Source organism: Amycolatopsis sp. (assembly GCF_025464955.1).
Lineage (GTDB): Bacteria > Actinomycetota > Actinomycetes > Mycobacteriales > Pseudonocardiaceae > Amycolatopsis.
This window is the reverse complement of record NZ_JAODNM010000124.1, coordinates 351,852-377,699: the sequence shown is the minus strand read 5'-3', so window position 1 is coordinate 377,699 and position 25,848 is coordinate 351,852. Positions and strand designations below refer to the sequence as shown.

Sequence of the window (25,848 nt, the reverse complement as noted above, 5' to 3'; positions counted from 1 at the left end):
GGGGGAGGGGAGTGCAACGGCACCGGCCCGCGGTGTTCAGGGGCGCGTTCAGTTGTTACGGCTGATGCGGTACCACCGGCTGGGTGAAGTAGCCGGTGTATGAAGATCAACCTAGCGGCGGATTGTCACCCCCGCTAGGGCCTACACGATTTATTTTCGATTAATCGGGAAAGATCTTGGGGCCGAAGGTCGGCTCGTCGCGCTCGGGGGTACGGACGAGCCGACCTTCGGCAATGGCGAGTGTGGCGTCAACCCGAGGGGGCACTCGGTCGACCGCGCTCGCCAGTCTGCGGGGTCAGGCGCCGACCGCGGCGCGCCGAGGGGTGACGACCAATGCGTGGCGGCCGGTCGTCTCGGTTGGGGTGGGGGCGATGCTGCCGCTGCGCGTCTGGGCGGGCAGCGGGCCCCTACGCCGTCCTTGACGACGCAGGTCCGGCTGCGGGGCCAGGCCGCCGGCAACGAGGTGCTCGTGTGCGGCCTGCCAGACCGAGCAGGGCGCCTTGCAGCGGTGCCACCGGGTCGAGCACGTGGGGCAGTCGCCGCGGTCGTCCGGCTCGTGGGCCCGCAGCATCGAGCGCCAGCCTTCGGCCAGCCGGGGGAGCTCTGACCGCGCTACGGACACCAGCGAGTGGGCGTCGGCACGGGTGGCCAGATCGGAGAGCATGTCGAGGCGTTCCCATACGGCATTACGGAGAACCTGCCCGAGAATTTGATCCACCTGGAACCACCCTTACCTTTCCGCCATTTTGGCGGCTTCGTTGAGCGCGGCCCTGAGCTGGGACAGTTGACCGGTTGTCAGTCGCGCGGTCTCCCCTGGCGGCGAAACGAGCACCACCTGGTTCTCTTCGACGAACACCGTGACAGCACGCTCACGGGCGATGAGGTCACTGCACTGCACACGCCACACCAGCTGGCCGCCTTCGTACTTCCGCACGGCCGCGGTACGCGGGTCGACGACCGCGGGGGCCGCTGAGCGGGCCACCGCGATCGGTCCGGATGGCCGCACGTGGGTCGTGGCAGTCCCGGCTCGTCCTGCGGTGATCGAGTCCACCAGTTCCACTGGGTCACTCCGCTCTGTCCGTATGCTTCACAGTGTTCGGTCGCGTATCTCGTTCGTTTCGTCGTAGCTCTCTGTGATCGCGGACGGTGCTCATGCAGTCACGAAGAACTGATAACTACATTGCGACCAAACCTCAGGCGAAAGAAGCCGAAACGCCGTCATAGCGGCGACCGGCGCGGGTTCCACGGTAAGCGGTACGTGAAGTTCACCTGGACCGATCAGGCTGCGGTTTCCGGGTTTCGCGCGGTTGAATAGGTGTGCTTACGCTGTTTGCAGACGCCCGACGGACTGTGAAGGGGCGCGGTATGGACGCCAGTCATGGCGGTAGTGGTCGAGAAGGCCGTCAAGGCCAGCTCATCCCTGCGGACGCTTGGGAGCGCCCGGATATGAGAGCGGCGCTGTCGAAACGCGAGATCAGCACCGTCTACCGGCTCTTGCGGCAGCATGGCGTGTCCCAGCGCCAGATCGCCGCGCTGACCGGCCAGTCACAGTCGGAAGTGTCGGAGATCCTCAAGGGACGTCAGGTCATGGCCTACGACGTCCTCACCAGGATTTCCGACGGGTTGGGCGTCCCCCGTGGGTACATGGGCCTCGCATACGACGAGGCGACGGCGATACGGGTCGTCGGCGCGGCCGACGGCCAGCAGGCTGAGGAGGACGAGTCCGTGAAGCGACGGAGGTTCCTCGCGCACGCCGCCCAGGTCACGATGGGTGCGGCGGTGTTCGGTTCGGAATCGGGAACGTGGGCGGCCAACCCGGCGAGAACGCCGGCACCGGGGCGCATCGGGATGACCGACGTGCGCCAGGTGGAGGCCGCCACCAGAGCGCTGCGTGCGCTCGACTACCAGTACGGCGGCGGTTTCTGCCGTGACGCGGTGGTCGCGCAGCTGTCCTGGGGACAGCAGATGCTCGAGTCCAACGGGACCGAGCTGGTGAAGTCGCGGCTGTTCGTTGCGCTGGCCGATCTGCACAGCCTCGCCGGCTGGACGTCGTTCGACACCGGCCTGATGGACTCCGCGCGCGGTCACTTCGCGAACGCGCTGGACCTGGCGAAACAGGGCGAGAACCACCCGCTCGTCGCGAACGTGCTGTACCGGATGGGCCGGGTCTACCTGCACCAGGAAGCCCCGAACGACGCGCTCAAACTGTTCCAGCTCGGTCAGATCGCCGCCCAGGAATCCGGGTCCGAGCTCGCCGTCGCCGTACTCTGCGCCAACGAGGCGTGGGCCTACGCGATGATGGGCAACGACGACCAGGCGATGAAGCTGCTCGGCCGGAGCAAGGACGAGTTCGCCCGCGCCGACATCGCGAACGCCGAGTCCTGGGTCAAGTTCTTCAACGAGACCGACGTCTACGCCATGATCGGCACCGTGCACACCGTGCTCGCGCAGCAGAACGCCGCGCACACGAAGTACGCGATCCCCGCGCTGACCAGGGCGGTCGACTCCTACGACGACGACATGGCCCGCAGCAAGGCGTTCATGCTGAGCGCACTCGCGACCAACCACCTGATCGACGGCGACCTCGACCAGGGCGCGCGGGTCGGCGGCAAGGCGCTCGACTGCGCGGACGGCATCAAGTCCGAGCGGGTGCGTGACCGGATGCGGCCCATGCAGATCGAAGCCGAGAAGCGGCGCAACAACGCCGACGCCCGTGACCTGGCCGACCGCCTGCACGCGTTCTACGCGGCCTGACCTGCCGCCCGGTCCATGGACGGCCGGTTCACCAGGGAAAAACTCGACGAAGCGCTGGCGGGGACCTGTGCCCAGCTCGGCCTGGACCCCGCCGGCGCTCGTCTTCTCCGGTTCACCAACAACGCGGTATACGCGCTGGTCAGCGCCCCTGTCGTGGTGCGCATCGTCGGTTCGCGGGGGCTGCGAAACCGGGTCGGCACCCTCGTCACGGTCGCCGAGCACTTCGCCCGGCACGACATCCCCGCGATCCGCCTGCTGACCGGGTTCCACCAGCCACTGCATATCGGGGAGCACCTGGTCACGGCGTGGCACGAGGTGCCGTCGGCCGGGCGCGCGGCGACCGCGGGCGACCTCGCCCGGCTTCTGCGGCGTGTCCACGCGCTGCCGCCGCCGCCCGGGCTCATCGAGTGGGCTCCGCTGGACGCCGTCCGCGCGAGACTGGCGGATGCCGAGGAGCTCGGCGAGCGAGATCGACAATTCCTGCTACGACGCTGTGCCGAAGTCGAAGATGCACTGGCCGGGCTTACTTTCGAACTGCCGCGCGGGTTAGTCCACGGCGACGCGCATCCGGGAAATGTGATCGTCGGACCGGCCGGACCGGTGCTCTGCGATTTCGACTCTTCGTGCGTCGGGCCGCCGGAATGGGACCTGACGCCGCTCGCTGTCGGCCGTGAACGGTTCGGGGACCCGCTGGGCCGCTACCGCATGCTGGCCGACGTCTACGGCTTCGACGTGACGTCGTGGGCGGGGTTTCCGGTGCTCAGGGCGATCCGCGAGCTCAAGCTGACCACCAGCGTGCTGCCCATCCTGCGGAGCCACCACAGCGTGCGGTCGGAATTCCGTCGCCGCTTGGACGACCTTCGCGAAGGACGGACGGAAACCCGTTGGGTCCGATACCACTAAAGGCGGAAAAGGGACAAAAAATCGGCCCTCGGCGATCGTTAATGACCGTTCGTCGTTTTCGGCCCGGACACCCGCTCCGAGTAGAGAATTCGGCCCGACTGATCACCCTGTTCGGCCGATCCGCAAGTCCAAATGAGCAAGTTGCAACTACCGTGCGCCACCTTATCGGGTGAAGTGCCCTGATGATCGAGCAGGGTCAGCCAACGGCGACCGGTGCGCGGGCCAGGACGACCGCGAAACCGAACGCGAGTCCCATGACGGTCAGCTCGAGCGTCGCCCAGGTGGCGAGCGCCGTGCGGTTGTGCCGGATGATCTGCGGCATCAGCCGCCAGCGGGCGTGCGCGCCGAGCAGCGCGATGACCCCGGTGCACGCGAGCTTGAGGAGCATCAGCTGGCCGTATGGGGTGGTGAACAGGCCGGCCCAGAAGCTCAGCACCGGGTTCAGCAGGATCTCGACCATGCCGTTGAACAGCCCGGTGACCGTCGACGCGATCAGGCAGAGGGTCGCGAGTTTGGAGAACCGGGGCATCGCGTGGGCCAGCAGCGTCCGGTTGCCGATGAGCAGCACCGTCATCGCGCCGAGCCCGCCGGTCCACGTGACGGCGCTCATCACGTGCAGCTCCATCGAGATCATCGTGTAGTCGTGATAGGTCCAGTTCGACGCGTGCCCGGTGACCGGCAGCGGGAGCAGGGCGAACAGCCCCAGCCCGACGCGCACCTCGGCCGGCACCTTCTCGCCGTGGCGCAGCGAGAGCAGCCCGACGACGCCGTGCAGAAGTGCCAGCACGGCGACGATGAGCAGCGCCTTACCGGCCCCGACCTCGACGATGTACGCCCACACGTCGGTGAGGGAGATCGTCTTCAGCCGGGGCCGGTATTCGGCTGTCTGCAGCACCAGCGCGACCAGCGCGGTGACCGCCCAGACCAGCGCGCTCGCCACCGCCGCCGGCCGGGCCAGCTTCATCACCGGTTCGCTGAGCTTCGGGCGGTCGTAACCGACCAGTACCGAAAGCAGCGAAAGCCCGATCGTGACGACGGCCGCGATATCCAGCAGTACGCGCACGATCGGGATGGCGACCGTGACCACCTCACTGACGTTCTCCACCCCGGGAATCTGGGCCGTGGTGGACAGCGCGAGGCCGATGAGCGCGCCGGCCAGCCCGGCCGTGATCACGCAGAAGAGAACGGAATAGCGGCTGGGTGAAGTGGTCTCGGCCCTGGTCATGACTTCGGCGACTCCCTGCCGGTCCGCAGAGCGACGGTGAGGCCGAGGCCCAGCAGGACCACCGCGCCGGCGATCCACACCCAGATCGGGACCCCACCGGAGTCACTCTGCCGGCCGCTGGTTCCGGCCGTAGCCGCCGACGCGCTCGCCGGCGTGCCGGTGCCCGCCTTCGTCAGGGTGAAAGTGGACTCGCCGGTGACCGCATGGCCGTCGGCCGACAGGATCCGGTAGCCGATCGTGTACACCCCGGCCGGGCCGAGCGGCCGTAACGGCGCGCTCACCAGGTTGTTGCTGACCGTGACCGGGCTGTCCGCCCACTGCCCCTGGCCGCCGGGCCCGGTGACGGCGATCTGGTTGACGTCCTCGTTGGCGCCGCCGGTCTGCACGTACTGGTCGAACGTGAGCGTGACCTTGGCCGGACCGGTGGTGAGCTGCGCGCCCTTCACCGGGTCCGTCGAGATCAGCACGTCGTGTGCCAGCGCGGGGGTGACCATGGTGACCATCAGCACCAGGGCCACCCCGGCCGTGGTGAACACTTTCCGCATTATTCGGTTCCTTCGGTCCTGTTCGATCCGGCAGCTCCCGCTTTGCGGGCCCGCAGCGTCGCGCCCGCGCCGACGCCGAGTCCGAGCGCGCCGACCACCAAGCCGGCTCCGCCGAGCCAGCGGGCGGTGTTGTCACTGCCGCTCGGCGCGGCGGCTTCGGTCGTTGTGGTGCCGCCCATGTTCATCGCCGGGCTGTCGCCGTCCCCGCTGACCTGCGCGGCCAGCTGGACGGTCGGCGCCGGGTGCTCGGGCTCGGCGGCACCGGGGGTGCTCAGCTGGGTCCAGTCGACGACCTTTCCGCCTTCGTAGGTCTGGATCGTCGGGAACACCAGCTCGTCGACGTTGTTGGGCAGCGGGCCGGCGCTGACCTCGAACTCCTGGAACTCGCTCGAGCCGGCGGCGATCTTGTTGCCGGGCTGGGCGGTCCAGACGACCTTCGTGACGGCCTTGGTGACCTCGGTGCCCGAAGCGGTCTTCACCGGAGCGGGCAGGTCGGACGTGGTGACCACCGCGGTCCAGCCCGGAACCGGCTTGGTTCGGACGCCGCCGATGCCGTACTCGGGCTTGAAGTCCACCTCGAGCCCGATGGTGCCGAGGTTCGCGTCTTCGTTGGGAACGCGGAAGAAGATGGCCGCGTAGCCGCCCTTGGTCGGCTGCGAGCCGTAGACGTTGGCCGTGACGTGCGCGGACGCCACGCCCGCGCCGAGCAGGCCGGTGGCGGCGACCGCCATCGACACGAAACCGGCACGTTTGAGGAAGTTCTTACTGGACAAGATCGACTCCTGAACGAGTGGAAGCCGGCAAACCGCGGGGGTTCGCCGGAGCGGGGAGAAAAGGGTTCGGTTCAGGAGTAAGCGGGTGGGCCGCGCCTGCCGTGGACGCGGCGGATCAGGACGCCGGCCAGGTCACTGGCACCGGCGGGAAAGAGCAGGGGCGGCTTGGGCGCGGCCGCGGGGACCGGCACCGGCAGCCAGACGACCGGCAACAGCATCCGCATCACGCCGGCGGCCACGCGCAGCAGCGCCTCGGCGCGAGTGACGAGCAGAGCCGTCACGACCGTCGCGCTCACGTGCGCGGCTGTCATCTTGTCGCCGTGGACGACGATCGGCGCGGCTGCCTCGTGCTCCGAGTGCGTCATCAGGACGGTGAGCACGAGGTGCATGACCAACTGTCCGACGCCGAGCACGACGAGGATGCCGGGAAGGCCCTTTGTCTTCGTGGCGAGGGCTGCGGCCACCCAACCGATCAGCGCCGTCAGCACGATGGTCAGCGACGCGTCGGGCAGACCGCCGTCGCCGAGCGCGTGGGCGGTGACGGCGAGGGCCCCGGAACTGACCCCGAGCAACCCGCCGCGCACAACGCGTAGCGCGTTGTAGTCGGCCCGGTGGTTGCTCACGCACTGAGGGTATGGGACGGCCGACGCGGCACGCCAGCGTGTTCCGCGTGGTGAACACGCTCGGTCGCAAACTCGAAGGAAAATAGTTGAGTTTGCGCATACTCCCAGGTCAACCGCTCCTGACCAGCGGCGGAAAGGTGTCTTCCAAGGTCGTGACGGTTGCCGAACTCCGCGTGATGGGGAACGGTGAGCCCACCATCGGACGGTCGAACGGCGGTGGTGCGAGCCCATCGGTGTTCTGCCGGTTGACGCCGCCACGAGCGCTGGACCAGCGGGTTTCGCTGTTTCCAACGTTGCTTCGACGGTGATCCAGCAGTGATCAACACAGCCCAAGGGGGGTGGGAACGGGTGAACCTGTTCCAGTACGTGTCCGATCGATGGAGCCGGCTTTGGCTGCAAGGCCTGCTCCACGTGAGCGCGGTCGTGCAGTGCACGATCATCGCCGCGGTCATCGGCGTCATCATCGGTATCGCCGTCTACCGCAGTCCGCTCGGTTCGGCATTGGCCACCGCGCTGGCGAGCACCATCTTGACCGTGCCGTCGTTCGCGCTCCTCGGCCTGCTGATCCCGGTGTTCGGGCTCGGCTCGACGACCACGGTGGTCGCGTTGGTGCTCTACGGCCTGCTGCCCATCGTGCGCAACACGATCGTCGGGCTGGCGGGCGTGGATCCCGCGATCAGTGACGCGGCCAAGGGCATCGGGATGAGCCGTTTCGGCGTGCTGACCAGGGTCGAGCTCCGGCTGGCGTGGCCGGCGATCCTGACCGGGATGCGGGTCGCGACGCAGATGCTCATGGGCATCGCGGTCATCGCGGCCTACGCGAAGGGCCCGGGTCTCGGCGGCGAGGTCTTCGATGGGCTCACCAACGCCGGCAGCGCCAACTCGCTCAACCAGGCACTCACCGGGACGCTCGGCGTGGTCATCCTCGCGCTGGTCCTGGACGGCATCTACGTAGTGATCAAACGTCTCACCATCTCAAGGGGTGTCCGTGTCTGAAGCACTTTCCGAGTCGACGGCCACCGAAGTCGCAGCGTCTGAGGTGTCCGCGTCTGAAGTCTCTGGGGTCGAAATCCAGCTCGACCAGGTCACCAAGCGGTATCCCGGCACCAGGGAGGCCGCGGTCAACGAGTTCACCATGACCGTGCCCGCCGGCAAGATCGTGGTGTTCGTCGGGCCGTCCGGCTGCGGCAAGACCACCACGATGCGGATGATCAACCGGCTGATCGAGCCGACCTCGGGCCGGATCAGCATCGGTGGCGAGGACGCGCTCAAGCTCAACGCCGACACTCTGCGCCGCCGGGTCGGGTACGCGATCCAGCAGGCCGGGCTGTTCCCGCATTTCACCGTCTCGCAGAACATCGGTGTGGTGCCGGGGCTGCTCGGCTGGGACAAGAAGAAGGTCAACGCCCGGGTCGAAGAGATGATGGAGCTGGTCGGGCTGGACCCCGCGGACTACCGCGACCGCTTCCCCCGCCAGCTCTCCGGTGGCCAGCAGCAGCGTGTCGGCGTCGCCCGGGCGCTCGCCGCGGACCCGCCGGTGCTGCTGATGGACGAACCGTTCGGCGCGGTCGACCCGATCACCCGCGGGAACCTGCAGGACGAGTTGTTGCGGCTGCAGACCGAACTCAAGAAGACGATCGTCTTCGTCACGCACGACTTCGACGAGGCCGTGAAGCTGGGCGACAAGATCGCCGTGCTGGGCAACCAGTCGACGATCCTGCAGTACGACACCCCGGACGCGATCCTCGCCAACCCGGCGGACGACACGGTCGCCGGGTTCGTCGGCGCCGGTGCTTCGCTCAAGCAGCTGACGCTGCTGCGGGTCCGCGATGTCGAACTCACCCAGGACGCGATCACCGCCGGGATCGACGAGACGCCCGCCTCGGTCCGGCAGAAGATGACTGAACAGAACCGGCATTTCGCGCTGGTCCTCGACCAGCGCAAACGCCCGACGCGCTGGGTACACATCCGCCAGCTGGCCACGGCAACGTCGCTCGCGTCCGTCGGCAACGAGCTGCGGGACATCGTCAGTTTGCAGTCCACCCTGCAGGACGCGCTGGAGGCGATGCTCGCCGAAGGCGGCAGCGTTCCGGTCACCGGCGCGCGCGGCGAGTTCGTCGGCACGATCGAGCTGGACACCGTCATCGACACGATCCGCAAGCTGCGCGAGGACCACGCTGACGATCACGTCGGTGACCAAGCGGGCGGTGAGTCCGCATGACGGCGGCTGTCGATACGGCGTTCTCCACCGAATCCGGTTCCAAGCGGGCCGAGCGGATCCGGCTGTTCGCCCAGCCCGCGGCGGTCGTCGTCATCGTCGGCGGCGTGCTGATCTGGGTGTTCACCAGCAAACTGAACGCGACCGAGAAGGAAACCCTCAACGCGTCTTCGCTCTTGACGGCGTTGCGAGACCACCTGCTGATCACCATCGTGGTGTCGGCGATCGTCGTCGTGGTGGCCGTGCCGCTGGGGGTCATCCTGACCAGGCCGTGGGCCCGGTGGGCGGCACCGTTCTTCCTGGCGATCGCGAACATCGGCCAGGCGGCGCCGGCGCTGGGTGTGCTGGTGCTGTGGTTCATCGTCACCGGGGCCGTCGGCGGACTGTGGGTCGCGGCCATCCCGCTGGCGTTCTACTCGCTGCTTCCGGTGCTGCGCAACACAATGGTCGGGCTGGACGGCATCGATCCCGCGTTGATCGATGCCGGTCGCGGGATCGGCATGTCCGCGTCGGGTGTGCTGTGGCGCGTCGAGTTCCCCCTGGCCGTCCCGCTGATCCTGGCCGGCCTGCGCACGTCGCTCGTGCTGGCCGTCGGCACCGCGACCTTCGGCATGTTCGTCAACGCCGGCGGGTTCGGGCTGCTGATCGACACCGGGTACAAGCTGAACCTGATCAAGGTGCTGATCACCGGTTCGGTACTGGCCGTCGGGCTGGCGCTGCTGGTCGACTGGCTGGGCGCGCTCGCCGAACAACTACTCGGCCCGAAGGGACTGCGATGATGAACCGCCGGATCGCCGCCCTGATCGGGGCTGTGCTGCTGTGCGCCTCGGTGACCGCCTGCGGCTTGGACGTCAACACCGCGCTCCCGTTCAAGGTCCTGCCCGGCTCGATCAAGCCGATCCCGTCGCTGCAAGGCGTGAAGGTCACCGTCGGGTCCAAGGACTTCACCGAGAACATCCTCCTCGGCTACATGGCGGAGATGGCGCTTTCGGCGGCTGGAGCCAATGTCATCGACCTGACCGACATCCATGGCTCGAACTCGTCGCGGCAGGCGCTGCTCAACGGCGAAACCGACATCACCTGGGAGTACACCGGCACCGGCTGGATCAACTACCAGGGCAACGAGCTGCCGGTCCCGGGCGGTGAGTTGGCGCAGTACAACGCGACGGCGAGCGCCGACAAGCAGAAGAACGGCATCACCTGGCTGAACTACTCGCCGCTCAACGACCAGTACGCCTTTGCCACCACCGAGGCGTACGCCAAGGCGAACAACCTCAAGACGGTGTCGGACCTGACGAAGCTCATCACCGAGAAAAAGGACCAGGCGGTCTTCTGCCTGGAGACCGAGTTCACGAGCCGGCAGGACGGATTCCCCGCGGCGGTCAAGGCGTACGGCTTCCCGGTCACCAAGGTCAAGAACTTCGGCATCGGCACGATCTACTCCGCCGTGGCCAACGGCACCTGCCCGATCGGCGAGGTGTTCACCACCGACGGCCGGATCGCCGGACAGCACCTGAAAGTGCTCGACGACGACAAGAAGGCGTTCCCGCAGTACAACGCCGCCGTCACCACACGGACCGCGTTCCTCGACGCGCACCCCGACATCCGTGGCCCGCTGGACGCGATCAGCAAGGCGCTTACCAACGACCAGATGGTCGAGCTCTGCAAGGAGGTCGACGTCGACGGCCGCGACTACGGCTCAGTCGCCCGCGACTGGATGGTGTCGCGGGGCTTCGTGAAGACGGAGTAGCAGACTCGTGAGTGTTCCGGCCGGTTCTAGGCAGGTTCTAGGCGGCCGGAACGCTCACGAGTCCTACACGCCGAGCCGGTGCAGCAGGCCGGTTTCCACCAGTTCAAGTTCCGCGTCTACGGCCTTGTGCGCAGCCTTGCGGCGCGCGGTGGGCATGCGCTCGGCGGCGCGCACGCTCGCGGCGAGCTGCTCGAGGGTCGCCAGCTTGTCGTCGGCGAACTGCGTGTCGGCCGGAGTCGCCTTGGCGGACTTCCTGAGGTCGTCCAGTCCGTCACTGAGTCCCGCGATCCTCGCGTGCAACGCGGCGCCGCGGCCGGTGAACCGGCCGAGCTGCTCGACCGGCACGCCGAGTTTCCGTGCCTGGTAGCGGTCGTACCCGTCGCGGACGGCACCGGCGGCCTTCACCGCGAACGGCGCCACCACCGGGATCACGACGGGCGCGATCACCTTGGCCACGCTCAGGGCGTTCTTCGCCTTCTTAGGGGTGAACCTGGGCTCACCCTCGTGCTTTTCGGTCTTACGCGCCATGGCCCACCTCTCACTGTCGAGGACGAACTTACTGGCCTTGGTGACGGCGAGCATGTCGACTGGCACTCCAGCTTCTAGAGTGATCGATATGGGATACGAGGTGTTGCTCGATGCCGGAGCGGTCAGCCGCTGCCGGCGCCGCGTGCACCTCGAGAACGATCCGGGGAAACGGGAGGTCCCGCTCGCCCCGCCGGACCCGGCGCTCGAGCAGCGGATCGCGGACGCCACGGCCCATCGCCTGGGCATCGCCGAGCAGTTGGCGGAGGCGTCGGAGGCAGGCGACGGCTGGGTCACCATCTCCCGCGACCTGCCTGCGGGCGAGCGCTCAGCCGCCACCGAGCGCGCGCTGGCCGACGGAGTGCCGTTCATCTGGGGCGCGTTGCTGCCGGTCGACCTCGCGGGGCACCGGCGCGGCGGGGTCGATCTGTTGGTGCGCACCGATCAGGGCTATCTCCCGGTGCTCGTCGTCCGGCACCGGATCACCGACCGCGGTTCCGGCGCGCCGACCACGGCGATGACCGACCTCGACCCGGCGCACCAGTCGCCCGATCCGGCGCGCAAGGTGCGCGCGCAGCCGCGTGACCAGCTCCGGCTCGTCCACCTGCGGAAGCTTCTCGAGGTCGGCGGTTACGCCGAGAAGGGCCGCGCGCTCGGCGGGGTGATCGGCCTCGACGCGGACGTCGTGGTGTGGCACGACCTCAACGCGAAGACCTGGCCCGGCGGCCGGAGCGCGGTGACCGAGTACAACAACCGGTTCGCCGATCGGGTGGCCGTCGCCAGTGCGGCCGCGACGGGTCAGCCCGCGCTGGCGGAGCCGTCGCGGATCCTGGAATGCCGCCGCTGCCCGTGGTGGCCGACCTGTGAAGCCGAGCTGACGAGCACTCGTGACGTCAGCCTGGTCGTCCGCGGTGAGGACGCCGACGGGCTCCGCAAGATCGGCGTGTCCACTGTGGACGCGCTGGCGGCACTCAACCCGGCCGACGAGCCGCCCATGTCGTGGACAGCGGGTTCGTTCACCGACGCCGTCATGCTGGCGCGCGCCTGGCTCGCCGACCTGACACTGGTCCGCCGGGTCACCGACGTCGTCGTGTCTCGGGGTGACGTCGAGGTCGACGTCGACATGGAGAGCTTCGGCGAGTCGGGAGCGTACATGTGGGGTTGCCTGCTGTCCGGCGCGGATATCGGGCTGGAGCAGGGTTATCGCGCGTTCGTCACGTGGGATCCGTTGCCGACGAACGACGAGGCGCGTTCGTTCGCCGAGTTCTGGGCGTGGTTCACCGACGTGCGTGAGCGGACGCTCGCCGCGGGCCTGACCTTTCGTGCCTACTGCTACAACGCGCTCGCCGAGAACCGCTGGCTTTTCGGCTCAGTGGAACGCTTCGGCGACCACGAAGGAATCCCGTCCCGCGCCGAAGTGAAGTCCTTTGTAGACTCCGACGAGTGGGTGGACCTCTTCCTCAGCGTGTCGGAGCAGTTCCTGTGCTCGCAAGGCAAGGGCCTGAAGGTGATCGCACCCGCGGCCGGCTTCGGCTGGCGTGACCCGGAAGCGGGCGGGGAGGCGTCGATGGGCTGGTACCGCGACGCCGTCGGCATGGACGGCGACGTGCCGGACCTGACCCAGCGCGAGCGGCTCCTGCAGTACAACGAGGACGACGTCCTCGCCACCCAGGCGCTGCGCGGCTGGATGACCGACCGCGCCGGCACGGAAGTCCCTTTTATGGGCGACCTCTAGAGTTCGCCCCATGGAAGACCAAGTCACCCTCCGCCCGGTCGACGAGACCGACCTGTCGTTCCTCGAACGGCTGACCAACACACCGGACGGGGTGGGGGAGTTCCAGTGGGACGGCTGGCACGACCCGTACCGCCTGGCCCGCCGCCTGCACGAGGACGGGATGGCCGGCTCGGAGCGCGGCATGCTCATGATCGTGCTCGGTGAAGAGCAGCTCGGGTTCCTGTCCTGGTTCAAAATGCCGACCGGACCGAGCACGCATTGCTGGAACCTCGGCGTGATCGTGGCCCCGGAAGCGCGCGGACAGGGTTACGGCACGGAAGGCCAGCGCCTGCTCGTGCGCTACCTGTTCTCGCACACCCAACTGAACCGCATCGAGGCGGAAACCGACATCGGGAACCTCGCCGAGCAGCGCGCGCTGGAAAAGGCCGGGTTCACCAGGGAAGGTGTCCGGCGCGGAGTCAGTTTCCGCGCCGGACAATGGCGTGACGGCGTCCTCTACGGCATCGTGCGCGCCGACGTCGAGCTGTAAGCCGGCGTGACCAGTCGCAAACGAGCTAGCGCGGCGCCATCCGCAGCGAGCCGTCCATGCGGATGACTTCGCCGTTGAGGTAGTCGTGGTCGATGATGCTCAGCGCGAGCTTCGCGTACTCCTGGGGGCTGCCGAGGCGCTTGGGGAACGGGATCCCGGCGGCCAGCGTGGCGCGGAACTCGTCGCTGACGGTCGCGAGCATCGGGGTGTCGATGATCCCCGGGGCGATGGTCATCACGCGGATGCCGTGCGACGCGAGGTCGCGGGCCGCGGTCAGGGTCAGCCCGACGACACCGCCCTTGGACGACGCGTACGCGGCCTGCCCGATCTGGCCGTCGAAAGCGGCGACGGACGCGGTGTTGATGATGACGCCGCGAGCGTCGTCGGCCAGCGTGTCCGTCTTCGCGATCGCCTCGGCGGCCAGCGTAAGGACGTTGAACGTGCCGATCAGGTTGATCTGGATGACTTTGGCGTACAGGTTGAGGTCGTGCGTGCCCTTTTTGGACAGGATGCGCGCGGACGGACCGATGCCGGCGCAGTTCACCACGGTCCGCAGCGGCACGCCCGAGCCCGCCGCGGTGTTCACCGCGGCCTGGACCTGCTCGGGGTTCGTGACGTCGGCCTCGACGTAGGTGACGCCGTCGACCTGGTCGGCCTTCTCGATCGAACCCGCGAGGTCGAGCGCGAAAACCCGGGCGCCCTGAGCCGCCAGCGCCTTGGCGGTCGCGCCGCCGAGCCCGGAAGCGCCGCCCGTGACGAGTGCGGCGGTATCGGTGATCTGCATGTTCTCCGGTTCCTTCCTCATTTAGTAGGCTCAGGTTAACGGTCGTTCGCATAGCACCGGGGATGAGCCTCCTCACCTGTCGCGAGGAGTACGCGGGCCTGACCGCTGCTGTTCGCGCGACGGTCAACTCGGCCTGTCACCTTCAGATCATGACCGCAGCACGGATCGTGGTGGTGGGGACCGGATACGTCGGATTGACCACGGGGGCCTGCTTGGCGAGCCTCGGACATCGGGTCACCTGCGTCGATGTCGACGCGGGGAAGGTAGCCCGGCTTTCCGCTGGTCGGGTGGACATTCTCGAGCCAGGCCTGTCCGAACTGGTGGACCGAGGACTGACCAGCGGAAGGCTGACTTTCGTCGTCGGCGCGCGCGAAGCCGTGCGTGAGGCGGAGGGCGTCTTCCTGTGTGTGCCGACGCCGATGGGCGCGGGTGGCTCGGCCGATCTGCGCGCGGTCGAGGCGGTCGTCGCCGAGGTCGGCGACGTGCTGCCCGCCGGCTGCGCGGTGATCACGAAGTCGACCGTTCCGGTGGGTACGTCGCGGCGGATCCGCGCGATGCTCGGCCGCGTCGACGTCCCGGTGGTGTCGAACCCGGAGTTCCTGCGCGAGGGCACCGCCGTCGCCGACTTCCTGGGCCCGGACCGGATCGTCGTCGGTTCCGACGACCTCGAGGCCGCGCGCTGGGTCGGCGACCTGTACGCGGATCTCTCCGCGCCGACGGTCGTCGCCGACGCGGCCAGCGCCGAGTTGGTGAAGTACGCGGCGAACTGTTTCCTCGCGATGAAGCTCTCGTACGTCAACGCGATCGCCGAGCTGTGCGAGCGGCTCGGCGCGGACATTTCGCTGGTCACCGCGGGGATGGGCTACGACCGGCGGATCGGTCGGTCGTTCCTCAAGCCCGGGCCGGGCTGGGGTGGGTCGTGCCTGCCGAAGGACACCAGCGCGCTGCTGAAGATCGCCGAATCGGTCGACTACGACTTCCAGATGCTCAGCTCGGCGATCGACGAGAACCTCGCCCAGCGGGACCGGATCGTCGCGAAGATCGCCCGTGCCGTCGGCGGGACGCTGGCCGGCGCGCGGATCGGGGTGCTCGGGCTGGCGTTCAAGGCCGGAACGAACGACCTGCGGGACTCGCCCGCGCTCGCGGTGTCATCCGTGCTCTGCGCGCTCGGCGCCGAGCTGACGGCGTACGACCCGGCGGTCGGCGGCGAGATCGCGGGCATGACCGTGGTCGACGACCCGTACCAGATCGCGAAGGCCGCGGACGCCGTCGTGGTGCTCACCGAGTGGAACGAGTTCAAGCGGCTGGACTGGTCGTACATGGCCGAGCTGATGCACGGCGACACCGTGGTCGACACCCGGAACCTGCTCGATCCCCGCGCCGTCCTCGACGCCGGGCTGTCCTGGCAGGGCATCGGGCGTCCGCTCAAGCGGGCACCCTTGCGCCAAGGCGCTCTCTCCTGACCCAGTGCCCTTGGGTATCGGGCCGGATGTCCGTTTCGCAACTCGACGGCGAGTTGCGGTCTCGGAGAAAGTAAGACACCCCACAAAAGTGCAAAAGTGGGAAGTCGTTAGCAACGCGTAGGATTGCCGCGTGTTCACTACGCGGCCGGAGTTGTCCGGTACCCACGGCATGGTGGCGTCGACGCACTGGCTCGCGTCGGCCACGGGCATGGCTGTCCTGGAGAGCGGTGGCAACGCGTTCGACGCGGCTGTCGCGGCCGGTTTTGTGCTCCAGGTCGCCGAGCCGCACCTGAACGGCCCCGGCGGGCAGGTCCCGGCGATCTTCGCGACGGCGACCGACCGCACTCCGCGCGTCCTCGCTGGGCAGGGTGTCGCGCCCGCCGCGGCGACGCCGGAGCACTTCGCGGACCTCGGCCTCGAGCTGATCCCGGGCAGCGGTCTGCTCCCCGGGACCGTGCCCGGCGCGTGGGACGGCTGGCTGCTCCTGCTGCGCGACTACGGGACGAAGAGCCTGCGGGAAGTCCTCGGGTACGCGATTTCGTATGCGCGGCAAGGGATTCCGCTGATCGACCGGGTGTCGCAGACGATCTCGGTGGTGGCTGACCTGTTCAAGGATCACTGGCCGACGTCGGCTGAGCTGTGGCTGCCGGGTGGGAAACCGCCGGTCGCGGGCGCGCTGCACCGCAACCCCGTGCTGGCGGGCACCTGGGAACGGCTGCTTGCCGAGGCTGAGGCCGTCGAAGGCCGTGAAGCGCAGATCGACGCCGCTCGACGGGCTTGGTCGCACGGGTTCATCGCGGAAAGCGTCGACCGGTTCTCGCGGCAGGCTTTCCGCGACGATTCCGGACACGACCACCCCGGCCTGCTCACCGGCGACGATCTTGCGAACTGGGAAGCGACGTACGAGGACGCCCTGATCACCGACCTCGGCGACTGGAGCATCGTCAAGCTCGGTGGCTGGACGCAGGGACCCGCGCTGACCCAGCAGTTGCTGCTGCTCAACGGCTTCCGCGACGAACTGTCCTATGTGGATGGTGTGCCGACCGCGCGTACGGTCCACCTTGCGACGGAGTGCGCGAAGCTCGCGTTCGCCGACCGCGAAGCCTGGTACGGCGACGCCGACGTCCCGCTTGACCTGCTACTTTCCCCGGAATACACGTCGCTCCGCCGGGCACTGATCTCCGATGAGGCGAGTGGCGAACTGCGTCCGGGCTCGCCTGGCGGACGTGCGCCGCGGCTGCCCGCGATCCTCGACCGACTACGTGGGCTTCAGGCGGGATCCGGCGCGACCGGGGAGCCGACGATCGGTCCGCAGGGGCAGACCCAGGGCGACACCGTGCACCTCGACGTCGTCGACGCGGCGGGCAACATCATCTCCGCGACGCCGTCCGGTGGCTGGTTGCAGTCCAGTCCGACCATCCCCGACCTGGGCTTTTGCCTGGACTCGCGGGGGCAGATGTTCTGGCTGGAGCAGGGCCTGCCGAACTCGCTCGCGCCGGGGAAGCGGCCGCGGATCACGCTGTCGCCGTCCATGGCGCTGCACCACGGCGAGCCGACCCTCGCGTTCGGCACTCCCGGCGGCGACCAGCAGGACCAGTGGCAGCTGTGCTTCTGGCTCGCCCACACCGTCGGCGGCCTGAACCTGCAGGAGTCCATCGACGCGCCCGCGTGGCACACGACGTCGTTCCCGAGCTCGTTCTACCCGCGCTCGTGGACACCGCGCGAGCTGGTCGTCGAGTCACGCCTCGGGGAGGCGACCCTTGCCGAGCTGGCCGAACGCGGTCACCAGGTCGTCGACTCCGGCCCTTGGGCGCTCGGCCGCCTCTCCGCCGTCTCCCGCGACCCGGCCACCGGCATCCTCCGCGCCGCCGCCAACGCCCGCGGCATGCAGGGTTACGCCGCCGGGCGCTAACGTCACAGCACAGCCGAGAGGGCGCTCCAGCCGCCGCCGACGGCGAGGATCGTGCAGACGCCGTCGGCGTGGTCGGCGAAGCCGGCGAGGTCCGCGTGCAGCAGCGCGGCGCGTTCGGCGTCGAGCGGTTGCATGTCGTCCCACCACAGCCCCACGGGCGCGCTGGCAGCGAAGCAAAGCGAGCGCAGGAGCCGCACGATCTCGCCGGACTTCTCGGGCGACTCCTCGACGTATTCGGCCTCGATCTCGTCGCAGACCGTGAGTAGTTCCCTCAGCCGCCACACCGCGCTCGCGGGGGTGTCGTCCCAGTTCGCGTCCGGCCAGGGCTGCGTGCTGAGCTCAAGCCAGAGTCGCCAGCCCGCAGTCAGGTCGGCGTCGTTGCGCGGCTTCCAGAACACCGCTTCACTGTGCCAGCCCGAGCCGCGTTCCGCTGCGTTCTCGCGAGGTATGTCACTGTTGCCAAAGCCCGAATTCGATGCCCTGGTTGTCGACGCAGTCGGCCATGAGGCCATAGGGCTGGGACTCCGGCTCGCCGGCTTGCCCACCCTGCGCGCGGACGCGGTCGAGCGCCGAGGCGAGGTCGTCGACGGCGTACATCACCTTCCAGCCGACGTGGCGTCCCGGCCCGCCCCACAGTCCGGTGCGCAGCCCGTTGCCTTCCACGTTCCAGCCGCCCGGGGTCCGTCCCGGCGAGAACTGCCAGCCGAGCACCGACTCGTAGAACGCTTTCGCCGCGTCGGCCACCGGCACCTGGAGCGTGAGGTACCCGGCGTGCCCGTGCCTGACCAGTGGCTCTTCCGCCGTCCGGGCGGGCGACTGCGCGATCATCCACCGCTGGCCGAACGGGTCGCGGAACGAGCCACCGCGGCCGTACGGCGACGCCGTCACCGCGCGCAGCAGCTCCGCACCCCTAGCCAGCGCGCGTTCCATCGAACCGTCTACATCGGACACTTCGACCCGGATCGACGCGCCGCCGGCGGACGCGACGTGGCCGATCTCCGGGTACTCCTCGGCGAGCATCAGCACGGTGTCGCCGATGCCGAGCTCGGCGTGGCCGATCCGGCCGTCCTCCATCACGATCGGGTCGGCCCGGCGGACCGCGCCGAACACCTCGACGTAGAAGTCCAGCGCGGCGCGGGCGTCGGACACCGCGAGGTACGGGGTCAGGGAGCGCAGTTCGGCTTGGACAGGGGTTTCGGTGGTGGTCATTTCTGCTCCGTTCAGGACCGCGCGGCGCAGGTTGTCGCGCAACTCGGCGGCGAAACGCGGATCGGGGTCGACGGCGGGTGCCGGCGTCCGGAGGGCGTCGAACGGATCAGTCATCACTGCCCTCCCTCTCCTGGTAGGCCTTGCGGAACGCGATACGGGCACGCACCAGCAGCGCCTCGGTCGCGTGCAGTGTCCGGTCGAGGTGCATGGCGACGTCGGACACGCCGAGTCCGTCGACGTACCGCAAGGTCAACGCCGCCTGATGGGACGCGCCGAGCGCCGCGAGCACGTCACGGGCGGTCATCGCGTCGAGCTCGCCGTCCCACGGGTCGACGGTTTCCGGCTCGGACTCGTGGACGAGCCGTAATCCGCGCTCTTCACGCTCACGGCGTCGCCAATGGTCGGCGAGCTTGTGCCGCGCGACGCCGATCAGCCAAGCCGTACTCACCGGCGCCACCGCCGACTTCCGGCACGAGCTGACCGCGCCGAGGAACGTCTCGGACGTCAACTCCTCCGCGAGCGTGTGGTTTCCGCACCGGGACAGCAGGTACCCGTAGACCTCCGGCAACGCGGACTCGTACAACCCGAGCAGCGCGAAAGCCGGGTCCGGTCGCACCCGAGGTTCCGTCACACCCCCATCGTCGTCCCGCGCCCCCCTTTTCCGACGCCTCGTTGCCGGGTGATTTTGTTTGGGCCGCGGCGAGTCCCACATTCGCGCGCGCGAGTCCCACGTTAGGACGGCCGAGTTCCACGGTCGTTGGACGATCGCGTGTGTCATCCGCCGGGCGATCCGTGGTCGGGACATGATCGTTTCGGCGAGCTTCCCTGCCCTGGGCAGCAGTTGCCCGCGCGGGAGCACCTCGTTGACAAGGCCCAGCGTCAACGCCTTTGCCGAGGTGATGGGCTCGCCGCTGGAGAGGTATTGCGCGGCTCGTTTGGCGCCGAGCAACTCCTGCGGCGCGAGATGCTGACAGTCCTAGTCGCGGGGGTCGGGGAGCAGCCGCCCCGTCGCGATGACGACCATGGTCAGTGCGGCTTGCAGGACCATGACCAGCAGGAACGCCTCCTTCATGCCCATGGCTCCCGGCACGCTGAGCGAAGTGAACAGGCTTCCGAGCGTGGCGACACCGAGGGCGAGCGACGTCTGCTGGGTGGTGGTCAGGACACCGCTGCCGACACCCGCGAGCTCGGTCGGGACCTTCGACAGGACGATCCGGAACAACGTCGTCATCGCCATGCCCTGGCCGATGCCGAGCAGCAGCATCCCGGGCGCGAGGTCCAACACGTTGAGGTCCGGCCAGGCGGCCAGGGTCGTGCCGATCAGCGTGAGGATCCCCAGCAGCTGAACACCGGCGCCGAGCATCACGACGCGGTGGCCGAACTTCGTCACCAGGCGTGAGCCGGCGAGGGACGTCGCGAAGAAGCCGACAGCCATCGGGGTCAGCGCGGCGCCCGAGCCCAGAGGCCCGAGGTGGAGGCCGTCCTGCAGGGTCACGGCGTAGACGAACATGAACCCGCCGAAGCCCACGAAGAACGGCACGGCGACGGTCAGTCCTCGACGCATGCTGGGCATCCGCATCACCGAAGGCGGCAGCAGCGGGATACCACCGGACCGTTCGTGCCGCCGTTCTACGGCGACGAACGCGGCCGCGGAGAACGGGAACAGCGCGAGCAGCACGATCGTCCACACCGGCCAGCCGAGCGCCTTGCCTTCCATCAGCGGAATCAGCAGCGACAACATCGAGAAGCCGAGCAGAAGGGTCCCGAGGCGGTCGACGCCGACGGGGTTGGCCGCGCGGCTTTCCGGCAGGGTCTTGCGGGCCATCAGCAGACCGGTGATCCCGATCGGCACGTTGACCAGGAAGATCGGCCGCCAGCCGGTGCCTCCAATGTCGGCCGCCACGAGCACGCCGCCGAGCAGCTGGCCGATGACCGTCGAGATGCCACCGGTCGCGCCGTAAAGGCCGAGCGCCCTGGAGCGCTTCTCGCCGTGCGTCGTCGCCTGAATGATCGACAGCACCTGCGGCAGCATCAGCGCCGCGGACGCGCCCTGCGCGGCCCTCGCGATCACCAGCATCTCCGCGGTCGGCGCGATTCCGCAGGCCAGGGAGGTAATGGTGAACGCGGCGAGCCCGGCGATGAACAGCCGGCGCCGCCCGAACGCGTCACCCAGCCGTCCGCCGACGACCAGGAGCAGCGCGTACGTGATGCCGTACGCGGCCACCACCAGTTCCAGTGTGGCCGTCGAGGCTTTGAGGTCGGTATCGATCGTCGGGAGCGCGACGTTGACGATGAAGAAGTCGACAATAGGTAGTGCCGCCCCCAGCAGCACGGTGATCAGGCCGGCCGGGGTCAAAGCCGACCTGACGGGGTGCGCGTCGACGCTGTTCCGCGTCGCCGGCGCTTCTTGGGTCGTGGTCATGGGTACTACGATCCGCCTCGATTTAAACTGGTACCAGGAGTGTGTTTATCCGGGTATTGGGACTACCTGGTAACTGGCTCCGACTCGTGGGATGCTGGGAGCATGACCACCACGCTCAGGGAGCCCGCCTTCGCCGTCGAGCCTGCTCATCAGGGTGACGCCGAGGTGCGCCGCCACGAGTTGGCGGCGTTCCTCCGCAGCCGCCGCGAGCGGATCACGCCCGAGCAGGTCGGGCTGCCGCACATGGGCCGCCGCCGCACGCCGGGGCTTCGCCGCGAGGAGGTCGCGCAGCTCGCCGGGGTCGGGGTCACCTGGTACACCTGGCTCGAACAGGGCCGGGACATCAACGCCTCCGAGCAGGTGCTCGACGCGATTTCGCGGACCCTGCGGCTCGACCCGCACGAACATCAGCACCTGTTCACCCTCGCCGGCGCGCCCGAGCCGCCGATGAAGTCGGAATGCCGGTCGATCTCGCCGGCCGTGCACGCGATGATGGCTCAACTCGAGCCGTATCCCGCGGTCGTGAAGAACGCGCGGTGCGACCTCCTGGCGTACAACCGCACCTACAACTGGCTGATGGGCGACGTCGACGCCATCCCCTTCGAAGACCGCAACACCCTCATCCAGTGCCTGACCAACGCCGAGTGGCGCAAGCGGCTGCCCGACTGGGAGAGCAACATCCCCCGCGTCGTCTCCGGGTTCCGGGCCGCGATGGCCGAGCATGTCGCCGAGTCCTCATGGAAATGCCTGGTCAAGCGCCTGTTGCAGGAGTCGCCGGTGTTCGAGCAGCTGTGGAACCAGCACGACGTGACGTCCTCGCGGATCATGACCAAGCGGTTCCTGCACCCCGACGTCGGCCTGCTGCACTTCGAATTCGCGCACCTGTACTTCGGCCGTCGCTCGGAGACGATCATGACCACGTACACCCCCGCCGACGCCGAAACAGCGGCCAAGCTCGCCGACATTCCCACCTGAGAGGGAGACGTCCGCCTCGACGGCTTCCAGGTCCTCGGCCCTGTCTCGCTCATGGTGGCGCTCACCAGCCGGGTACGTCAGGTGTCGCACCCCAAGAGCCGCTCCTGAACGGACGCGGCCGACGTCGAGCCCGGGTAGCTTTCCTGAGGTGTGGCGAGAAGACCAACTGGGCGGCAAGCCCACCCGGGGTGACGTGCTGCGGACCGTCCTCCCGTCCGTCTTCGTGCTGGGGGTCACGACCGGGGTCGGACATTGGCAGCACAACACCGCGCACCTGTTCCCGTACGGTGTGCTCTGGTTGATCGCGACGGGCCTGCCGCTGCTGGTCGTCCGTCGGTTCCCGTTGACTGTTTTCCTTGTCACCGCGGCGCTGACCTGGTCTTACTACCTCTCGGACTTCCCCGGCGGGCCGTCGATCGTGCTGCCGACGTTCGCGTTGTTCATGCTGACCCGGCAACGCGGACCGATGACAGCGGGCATCGCCGGCGGAGCGGCCGTCGCGGCCGGTTTCGTGGTCTACGTCGTGACCGGCCATCGCATCACGTTCGACGCGCGGATCGGGCTGTTCATCGTCTGGGTGATCGCGGTTGTCGGCATCGCCACGGCCGTCCGCGACCGGTTCGCCGCCGCGCGGGCCCGCCGCGAGCAGGCTGACGAACATCGGGCGCGGATGGCCGAGCAGGAGCGGCTGCGCATCGCGCGTGAGGTGCACGACGTCGTCGCCCACAGCCTCGCGATGATCAACGTGCAGGCCGGGGTCGCCGCGCATGTCGCGGATCGACGTCCTGAGCAGGCAAAAGAGGCGCTGCTGAACATCAAGAAGGCCAGCGCTGCGGCGTTGAACGACCTGCGAGCCACGGTCGCGGTGCTGCGGTCCGGCGAAGACCTCGCCCCGACCCCGAGTCTCGCGCAGATGACCGAGTTGCTCGACCACGCTCGCGCGGCCGGGCTGACGGTCCGGGTCCACGGCGAGCCCGGCGAGCTGCCCGCGCCCACCGACGGCGCGGCGTACCGGATCCTGCAGGAGTCACTGACCAACGTCGTCCGGCACGCCGACCAGCCACAATCGGTCGACGTCCGGTTCGAACGCGGCAACGGCACGCTGACGCTCGTAGTGCGTGACGACGGCGTCGGCGCGGTTCAGCCGAAGATCGGCAACGGCTTGCGGGGTATGCGTGAGCGGGTCGAAGTTCTCGGCGGCGCGGTGCACGCGTCGCCGGTCGAAGGCGGGTTCGAAGTGCGTGCCGAACTGCCGATCGAGGGGGAGAAATGATTCGAGTGGTGTTGGCCGACGACCAGGCGCTGGTGCGGGCGGGATTCCGCGTGCTGCTGGAGACCGAGGACGGGTTCGAGGTCTGCGGCGAAGCAGGCGACGGCGCGGAAGCCGTCGCGCAGGCCATCGAACACCGGCCGGACATCGTGGTGATGGACGTCCGCATGCCCGGGATGGACGGGCTGGAGGCCACCCGGCAGATCACCGGGAATCCCGAGCTCAGCGGCGTGAAAGTGCTGATGCTGACGACCTTCGACGTCGACGAGTACGTCTACGAGGCGTTGCGTTCGGGGGCGAGCGGGTTCGTGCTGAAGGACATCGAGCCCGTCGACCTGCTGCGGGCGCTCAAAGTGGTGGCCGACGGCGACGCATTGCTCGGACCGACCGTGACGCGGCGCCTGATCGCCGAGTTCGTCGGCCGCCCCGAGAACCGCCGCATCGACGTCAGCGCCGTCCGCGAGGTCACCGACCGCGAACGCGAGGTCCTCGCTCTGGTCGCAGGAGGTTTGTCCAACGACGAGATCGCCGCGCAGCTGGTCATTTCCACCGCGACCGCGCGCACCCACGTCAGCCGCATCATGACGAAGATCGGCGCCCGCGACCGCGCCCAGCTCGTCGTCCTGGCCTACGAATCCGGCCTGGTCACGCCCAAGGGACGTTAGTGCTCTCGCCGCAGCTGGACGGCCAGTCGAATCAGGAAGATGAGCGCGAGTACGGCGACGATGGTGATCTGGACCCACATGGCCTACCTCCTCACCGGATGCTCCGTCGATAGGACGCATCGTGGTGGGAGGTCGTGGGCCAATGCGCGCTAGATCACTCGAACGAAGTACTCAGTTGCCCCGCTGTGTCGGCGGTGCGTTCGTGACCTGCTGGGCGAGCAGGGTCTTGAAATCCGCCTGGGCCGCGGCGCGGTTGGAGCCGAACGCTTCGACGATCACCACGCGGTTGTAGAGGACGTACACCGCACGGAACACGCCGGCGCCACTCGTCGTGGCGTAGACGGGAACGCCCTGCATTGAGAGGTCCCGGCTCGCCGGCAGGCCGCCGGTCTGCTGGGTGGTCGCGTACGCCTGGGCCACGGTGGAAGCGCTCTGCGAACTCGGCAGTGACAGGGCGTAGAGGCCGATCGTGGTGCTGCCGTCGGTGCTGGCCTTGAGCAGGCCGCTCGTCATCGAGCCCTGGTCGAGCGCGGAAACCACCGAGTCGGGCAGCAGCTTGCTGCTCTTCAACTTGGTCAGGTCGAACGAACCGCCACCATCGCGGACAGTGCCCGGCGGGGTCACCAGTGCGGTCGCGTTGTCCGCCGGTTCCGGCTTGATGGCGGGCGGTTGGGGCAGCGGTTTGGGGGTCGACGTCGGAGCGACCGGAGCCGTCTGGGTGGGCTGGGCGACCGGGTTGTCCGGGCCGGGGTTGTTGATGAACAGTGCCCAGACACCGAAGCCGAGTCCGGCGAGCACGACGACGCCGAGGACCGACAAAGCGATCTTGCGTCCCTTGCCGGACGACTGTTTGGTTTCGAACGCTTCCGGTCCCTGAGCGACCCAGTCGGAATTCCGCGCCGGCGTGATCGGCGGCAGGTCGGAGCCGCCCCACGGCGGGCTCACGTCCTCCTGAGGCGCGTTCCATGCCGGCTGCTGCTGGTACTGCTGCTGGAAACCGCCGGCGGGGGACGCCGGACCGGGGTTGTACTGGGGCTGCTGGAATCCGCCGGGCGGGGACTGCGGCTGCTGGAATCCGCCTGCTGGCGACGGCTGCTGGGTCTGCCAGTTGGACACCGCTTGCGTCCGCTCAGCGCCGACGTCGGCGGCCGAGACGATCTGGGTGGCTTCGGCCGACGGCTGCGGAGGATTGCTGCCCTGAGGACTGTTGTCCTGCGGAGCGCTGCCCTGCGGCGGCGTCACCGGGCGGATGATCTGGGTCTCGTTGGCCTGGCTGCTCTCAGCGCTGTCCTGCGCCGGCTGAGGCGCGCTGGGTGTGACCGCGGCGGACAGAACCTGGTCGCGGCGAGCCCGGTAGTCGTCCGCGGCCAGCCGACCGGACGCCAAATCTTCGTCGAGCCTGCGCAACTCTTCCTGCCAGGTCACCCCCAGCACCCCCTTCGGGATAGATCTCCGACACTTCGAGCGCACACGACGATGCGGACTCCGCATATTGTGCACGTATCGACTTGTGCGCGGTCGGCCACCACCAACTCGTAACCCAGTGTGTCGAAAACCACAAGCGCTGC

Annotated in this window: 26 protein-coding genes and 1 pseudogene; 13 read left to right on the top strand and 14 right to left on the bottom strand. The window is 68.5% G+C overall.

Annotated elements, in window-relative coordinates:
* Positions 1–295: 295 nt before the first annotated feature.
* Together JWQ81_RS32175 and JWQ81_RS32170 are read right to left on the bottom strand one after the other, a co-directional pair.
* Positions 296–718: a hypothetical protein gene (locus tag JWQ81_RS32175; RefSeq protein WP_297547526.1), complete on the bottom strand. Its 423-nt coding sequence runs from the start codon at positions 716–718 to the stop codon at positions 296–298.
* 12 nt (positions 719–730) lie between these two features.
* Positions 731–1,060 (bottom strand): hypothetical protein, encoded by a 330-nt coding sequence (locus JWQ81_RS32170; protein ID WP_297547525.1) that lies wholly within the window; start codon positions 1,058–1,060, stop codon positions 731–733.
* Between the two features lie 305 nt (positions 1,061–1,365).
* On the opposite strand from JWQ81_RS32170, the gene JWQ81_RS32165 reads away from it, so the two are divergent.
* A complete protein-coding gene (locus JWQ81_RS32165; RefSeq protein ID WP_297547524.1) occupies positions 1,366–2,754 on the top strand; it encodes a helix-turn-helix transcriptional regulator in 1,389 nt (462 codons plus the stop codon).
* A gap of 15 nt (positions 2,755–2,769) precedes the next feature.
* Positions 2,770–3,657, top strand: coding sequence for an aminoglycoside phosphotransferase family protein (locus tag JWQ81_RS32160; protein ID WP_297547523.1), 888 nt, complete (start codon positions 2,770–2,772; stop codon positions 3,655–3,657).
* A 196-nt stretch (positions 3,658–3,853) separates the two neighbouring features.
* Here JWQ81_RS32160 and JWQ81_RS32155 read toward each other — a convergent pair whose 3' ends face one another.
* From JWQ81_RS32155 to JWQ81_RS32140, 4 genes are all read right to left on the bottom strand, one after another.
* Positions 3,854–4,882 carry a CopD family protein gene (locus JWQ81_RS32155; RefSeq protein ID WP_297547522.1) on the bottom strand — a complete coding sequence of 343 codons (1,029 nt, stop codon included), beginning with the start codon at positions 4,880–4,882 and terminating at the stop codon, positions 3,854–3,856.
* Positions 4,879–5,427: a copper resistance CopC family protein gene (locus JWQ81_RS32150; RefSeq protein WP_297547521.1), complete on the bottom strand. Its 549-nt coding sequence runs from the start codon at positions 5,425–5,427 to the stop codon at positions 4,879–4,881. The genes JWQ81_RS32155 and JWQ81_RS32150 overlap by 4 nt, the downstream gene beginning before the upstream one ends.
* Positions 5,427–6,158 carry a YcnI family protein gene (locus JWQ81_RS32145; protein ID WP_297547655.1) on the bottom strand — a complete coding sequence of 244 codons (732 nt, stop codon included), beginning with the start codon at positions 6,156–6,158 and terminating at the stop codon, positions 5,427–5,429. Before JWQ81_RS32145 ends, JWQ81_RS32150 begins: the two co-directional genes overlap by 1 nt.
* Positions 6,159–6,271: 113 nt before the next feature.
* Positions 6,272–6,823 (bottom strand): hypothetical protein, encoded by a 552-nt coding sequence (locus JWQ81_RS32140; protein WP_297547520.1) that lies wholly within the window; start codon positions 6,821–6,823, stop codon positions 6,272–6,274.
* 348 nt (positions 6,824–7,171) lie between these two features.
* On the opposite strand from JWQ81_RS32140, the gene JWQ81_RS32135 reads away from it, so the two are divergent.
* From JWQ81_RS32135 to JWQ81_RS32120, 4 genes are read left to right on the top strand one after another with little or no spacing between them, the layout of a single operon-like run.
* A complete protein-coding gene (locus JWQ81_RS32135; RefSeq protein WP_297547519.1) occupies positions 7,172–7,819 on the top strand; it encodes an ABC transporter permease in 648 nt (215 codons plus the stop codon).
* A gap of 43 nt (positions 7,820–7,862) precedes the next feature.
* A complete protein-coding gene (locus JWQ81_RS32130) occupies positions 7,863–9,044 on the top strand; it encodes a betaine/proline/choline family ABC transporter ATP-binding protein (protein WP_297547654.1) in 1,182 nt (393 codons plus the stop codon).
* Entirely contained in the window at positions 9,041–9,820 is a 780-nt protein-coding gene (locus JWQ81_RS32125) for an ABC transporter permease (protein WP_297547518.1), read from the top strand. The genes JWQ81_RS32130 and JWQ81_RS32125 overlap by 4 nt, the downstream gene beginning before the upstream one ends.
* Positions 9,820–10,791 carry a glycine betaine ABC transporter substrate-binding protein gene (locus JWQ81_RS32120; protein WP_297547653.1) on the top strand — a complete coding sequence of 324 codons (972 nt, stop codon included), beginning with the start codon at positions 9,820–9,822 and terminating at the stop codon, positions 10,789–10,791. The genes JWQ81_RS32125 and JWQ81_RS32120 overlap by 1 nt, the downstream gene beginning before the upstream one ends.
* 63 nt (positions 10,792–10,854) lie before the next feature.
* On the opposite strand, the gene JWQ81_RS32115 is transcribed toward JWQ81_RS32120, so the two are convergent.
* Positions 10,855–11,373 carry a DUF6474 family protein gene (locus tag JWQ81_RS32115; protein ID WP_366942362.1) on the bottom strand — a complete coding sequence of 173 codons (519 nt, stop codon included), beginning with the start codon at positions 11,371–11,373 and terminating at the stop codon, positions 10,855–10,857.
* A gap of 34 nt (positions 11,374–11,407) precedes the next feature.
* Here JWQ81_RS32115 and JWQ81_RS32110 point away from each other — a divergent pair, with 34 nt between their 5' ends.
* Together JWQ81_RS32110 and JWQ81_RS32105 are read left to right on the top strand one after the other, a co-directional pair.
* On the top strand, positions 11,408–13,051 hold the full coding sequence (locus JWQ81_RS32110; protein ID WP_297547517.1) for a TM0106 family RecB-like putative nuclease: 1,644 nt from the start codon (positions 11,408–11,410) through the stop codon (positions 13,049–13,051).
* 10 nt (positions 13,052–13,061) lie between these two features.
* Positions 13,062–13,580, top strand: coding sequence for a GNAT family protein (locus JWQ81_RS32105; protein WP_297547516.1), 519 nt, complete (start codon positions 13,062–13,064; stop codon positions 13,578–13,580).
* A 25-nt stretch (positions 13,581–13,605) separates the two neighbouring features.
* On the opposite strand, the gene JWQ81_RS32100 is transcribed toward JWQ81_RS32105, so the two are convergent.
* Complete coding sequence (locus tag JWQ81_RS32100; RefSeq protein WP_297547651.1) at positions 13,606–14,364, bottom strand: SDR family NAD(P)-dependent oxidoreductase; 759 nt, start codon at positions 14,362–14,364, stop codon at positions 13,606–13,608.
* Between the two features lie 149 nt (positions 14,365–14,513).
* On the opposite strand from JWQ81_RS32100, the gene JWQ81_RS32095 reads away from it, so the two are divergent.
* Positions 14,514–15,827 carry a UDP-glucose/GDP-mannose dehydrogenase family protein gene (locus JWQ81_RS32095; RefSeq protein ID WP_297547515.1) on the top strand — a complete coding sequence of 438 codons (1,314 nt, stop codon included), beginning with the start codon at positions 14,514–14,516 and terminating at the stop codon, positions 15,825–15,827.
* Positions 15,828–15,957: 130 nt separating this feature from the next.
* A complete protein-coding gene (locus tag JWQ81_RS32090) occupies positions 15,958–17,739 on the top strand; it encodes a gamma-glutamyltransferase (RefSeq protein WP_297547514.1) in 1,782 nt (593 codons plus the stop codon).
* Positions 17,740–17,741: 2 nt separating this feature from the next.
* On the opposite strand, the gene JWQ81_RS32085 is transcribed toward JWQ81_RS32090, so the two are convergent.
* The 5 genes and pseudogenes from JWQ81_RS32085 to JWQ81_RS32070 all read right to left on the bottom strand — a co-directional run bounded on the left by JWQ81_RS32085 (position 17,742) and on the right by JWQ81_RS32070 (position 21,370).
* The gene (locus JWQ81_RS32085; RefSeq protein ID WP_297547513.1) at positions 17,742–18,137 is read right to left on the bottom strand and encodes a hypothetical protein; all 396 of its coding nucleotides are present in this window, start codon (positions 18,135–18,137) and stop codon (positions 17,742–17,744) included.
* A gap of 52 nt (positions 18,138–18,189) precedes the next feature.
* On the bottom strand, positions 18,190–19,062 hold the full coding sequence (locus JWQ81_RS32080; protein ID WP_297547512.1) for a VOC family protein: 873 nt from the start codon (positions 19,060–19,062) through the stop codon (positions 18,190–18,192).
* Positions 19,055–19,579 carry a sigma-70 family RNA polymerase sigma factor gene (locus JWQ81_RS32075; RefSeq protein WP_297547511.1) on the bottom strand — a complete coding sequence of 175 codons (525 nt, stop codon included), beginning with the start codon at positions 19,577–19,579 and terminating at the stop codon, positions 19,055–19,057. The genes JWQ81_RS32080 and JWQ81_RS32075 overlap by 8 nt, the downstream gene beginning before the upstream one ends.
* A gap of 123 nt (positions 19,580–19,702) precedes the next feature.
* Positions 19,703–19,897 (bottom strand): annotated as a pseudogene (locus JWQ81_RS45140) (enoyl-CoA hydratase-related protein); the annotation flags it as partial.
* A gap of 27 nt (positions 19,898–19,924) precedes the next feature.
* Positions 19,925–21,370: an MFS transporter gene (locus tag JWQ81_RS32070; protein ID WP_297547510.1), complete on the bottom strand. Its 1,446-nt coding sequence runs from the start codon at positions 21,368–21,370 to the stop codon at positions 19,925–19,927.
* 102 nt (positions 21,371–21,472) lie between these two features.
* Here JWQ81_RS32070 and JWQ81_RS32065 point away from each other — a divergent pair, with 102 nt between their 5' ends.
* The 3 genes from JWQ81_RS32065 (at position 21,473) to JWQ81_RS32055 (ending at position 24,280) form a co-directional block, all read left to right on the top strand.
* Complete coding sequence (locus JWQ81_RS32065; RefSeq protein ID WP_297547509.1) at positions 21,473–22,345, top strand: helix-turn-helix transcriptional regulator; 873 nt, start codon at positions 21,473–21,475, stop codon at positions 22,343–22,345.
* 148 nt (positions 22,346–22,493) lie between these two features.
* Positions 22,494–23,618: a sensor histidine kinase gene (locus JWQ81_RS32060; RefSeq protein ID WP_297547508.1), complete on the top strand. Its 1,125-nt coding sequence runs from the start codon at positions 22,494–22,496 to the stop codon at positions 23,616–23,618.
* Positions 23,615–24,280 carry a response regulator transcription factor gene (locus JWQ81_RS32055; protein ID WP_297547507.1) on the top strand — a complete coding sequence of 222 codons (666 nt, stop codon included), beginning with the start codon at positions 23,615–23,617 and terminating at the stop codon, positions 24,278–24,280. Before JWQ81_RS32060 ends, JWQ81_RS32055 begins: the two co-directional genes overlap by 4 nt.
* Positions 24,281–24,451: 171 nt before the next feature.
* On the opposite strand, the gene JWQ81_RS32050 is transcribed toward JWQ81_RS32055, so the two are convergent.
* The gene (locus tag JWQ81_RS32050; RefSeq protein WP_297547506.1) at positions 24,452–25,705 is read right to left on the bottom strand and encodes a DUF1707 domain-containing protein; all 1,254 of its coding nucleotides are present in this window, start codon (positions 25,703–25,705) and stop codon (positions 24,452–24,454) included.
* Positions 25,706–25,848 lie beyond the last annotated feature (143 nt).

What these genes read in the sequence shown, in the direction of transcription:
- JWQ81_RS32165 (WP_297547524.1), top strand. Translation starts at nt 1,366, where the DNA reads ATGGACGCCAGTCATGGCGGTAGTGGTCGAGAAGGCCGTCAAGGCCAG.
- JWQ81_RS32160 (WP_297547523.1), top strand. Translation starts at nt 2,770, where the DNA reads ATGGACGGCCGGTTCACCAGGGAAAAACTCGACGAAGCGCTGGCGGGG.
- JWQ81_RS32155 (WP_297547522.1), bottom strand. Translation starts at nt 4,882, where the DNA reads ATGACCAGGGCCGAGACCACTTCACCCAGCCGCTATTCCGTTCTCTTC.
- JWQ81_RS32150 (WP_297547521.1), bottom strand. Translation starts at nt 5,427, where the DNA reads ATGCGGAAAGTGTTCACCACGGCCGGGGTGGCCCTGGTGCTGATGGTC.
- JWQ81_RS32145 (WP_297547655.1), bottom strand. Translation starts at nt 6,158, where the DNA reads ATGGCGGTCGCCGCCACCGGCCTGCTCGGCGCGGGCGTGGCGTCCGCG.
- JWQ81_RS32125 (WP_297547518.1), top strand. Translation starts at nt 9,041, where the DNA reads ATGACGGCGGCTGTCGATACGGCGTTCTCCACCGAATCCGGTTCCAAG.
- JWQ81_RS32120 (WP_297547653.1), top strand. Translation starts at nt 9,820, where the DNA reads ATGAACCGCCGGATCGCCGCCCTGATCGGGGCTGTGCTGCTGTGCGCC.
- JWQ81_RS32115 (WP_366942362.1), bottom strand. Translation starts at nt 11,373, where the DNA reads ATGCTCGCCGTCACCAAGGCCAGTAAGTTCGTCCTCGACAGTGAGAGG.
- JWQ81_RS32110 (WP_297547517.1), top strand. Translation starts at nt 11,408, where the DNA reads ATGGGATACGAGGTGTTGCTCGATGCCGGAGCGGTCAGCCGCTGCCGG.
- JWQ81_RS32105 (WP_297547516.1), top strand. Translation starts at nt 13,062, where the DNA reads ATGGAAGACCAAGTCACCCTCCGCCCGGTCGACGAGACCGACCTGTCG.
- JWQ81_RS32100 (WP_297547651.1), bottom strand. Translation starts at nt 14,364, where the DNA reads ATGCAGATCACCGATACCGCCGCACTCGTCACGGGCGGCGCTTCCGGG.
- JWQ81_RS32095 (WP_297547515.1), top strand. Translation starts at nt 14,514, where the DNA reads ATGACCGCAGCACGGATCGTGGTGGTGGGGACCGGATACGTCGGATTG.
- JWQ81_RS32080 (WP_297547512.1), bottom strand. Translation starts at nt 19,062, where the DNA reads ATGACTGATCCGTTCGACGCCCTCCGGACGCCGGCACCCGCCGTCGAC.
- JWQ81_RS32070 (WP_297547510.1), bottom strand. Translation starts at nt 21,370, where the DNA reads ATGACCACGACCCAAGAAGCGCCGGCGACGCGGAACAGCGTCGACGCG.
- JWQ81_RS32065 (WP_297547509.1), top strand. Translation starts at nt 21,473, where the DNA reads ATGACCACCACGCTCAGGGAGCCCGCCTTCGCCGTCGAGCCTGCTCAT.
- JWQ81_RS32055 (WP_297547507.1), top strand. Translation starts at nt 23,615, where the DNA reads ATGATTCGAGTGGTGTTGGCCGACGACCAGGCGCTGGTGCGGGCGGGA.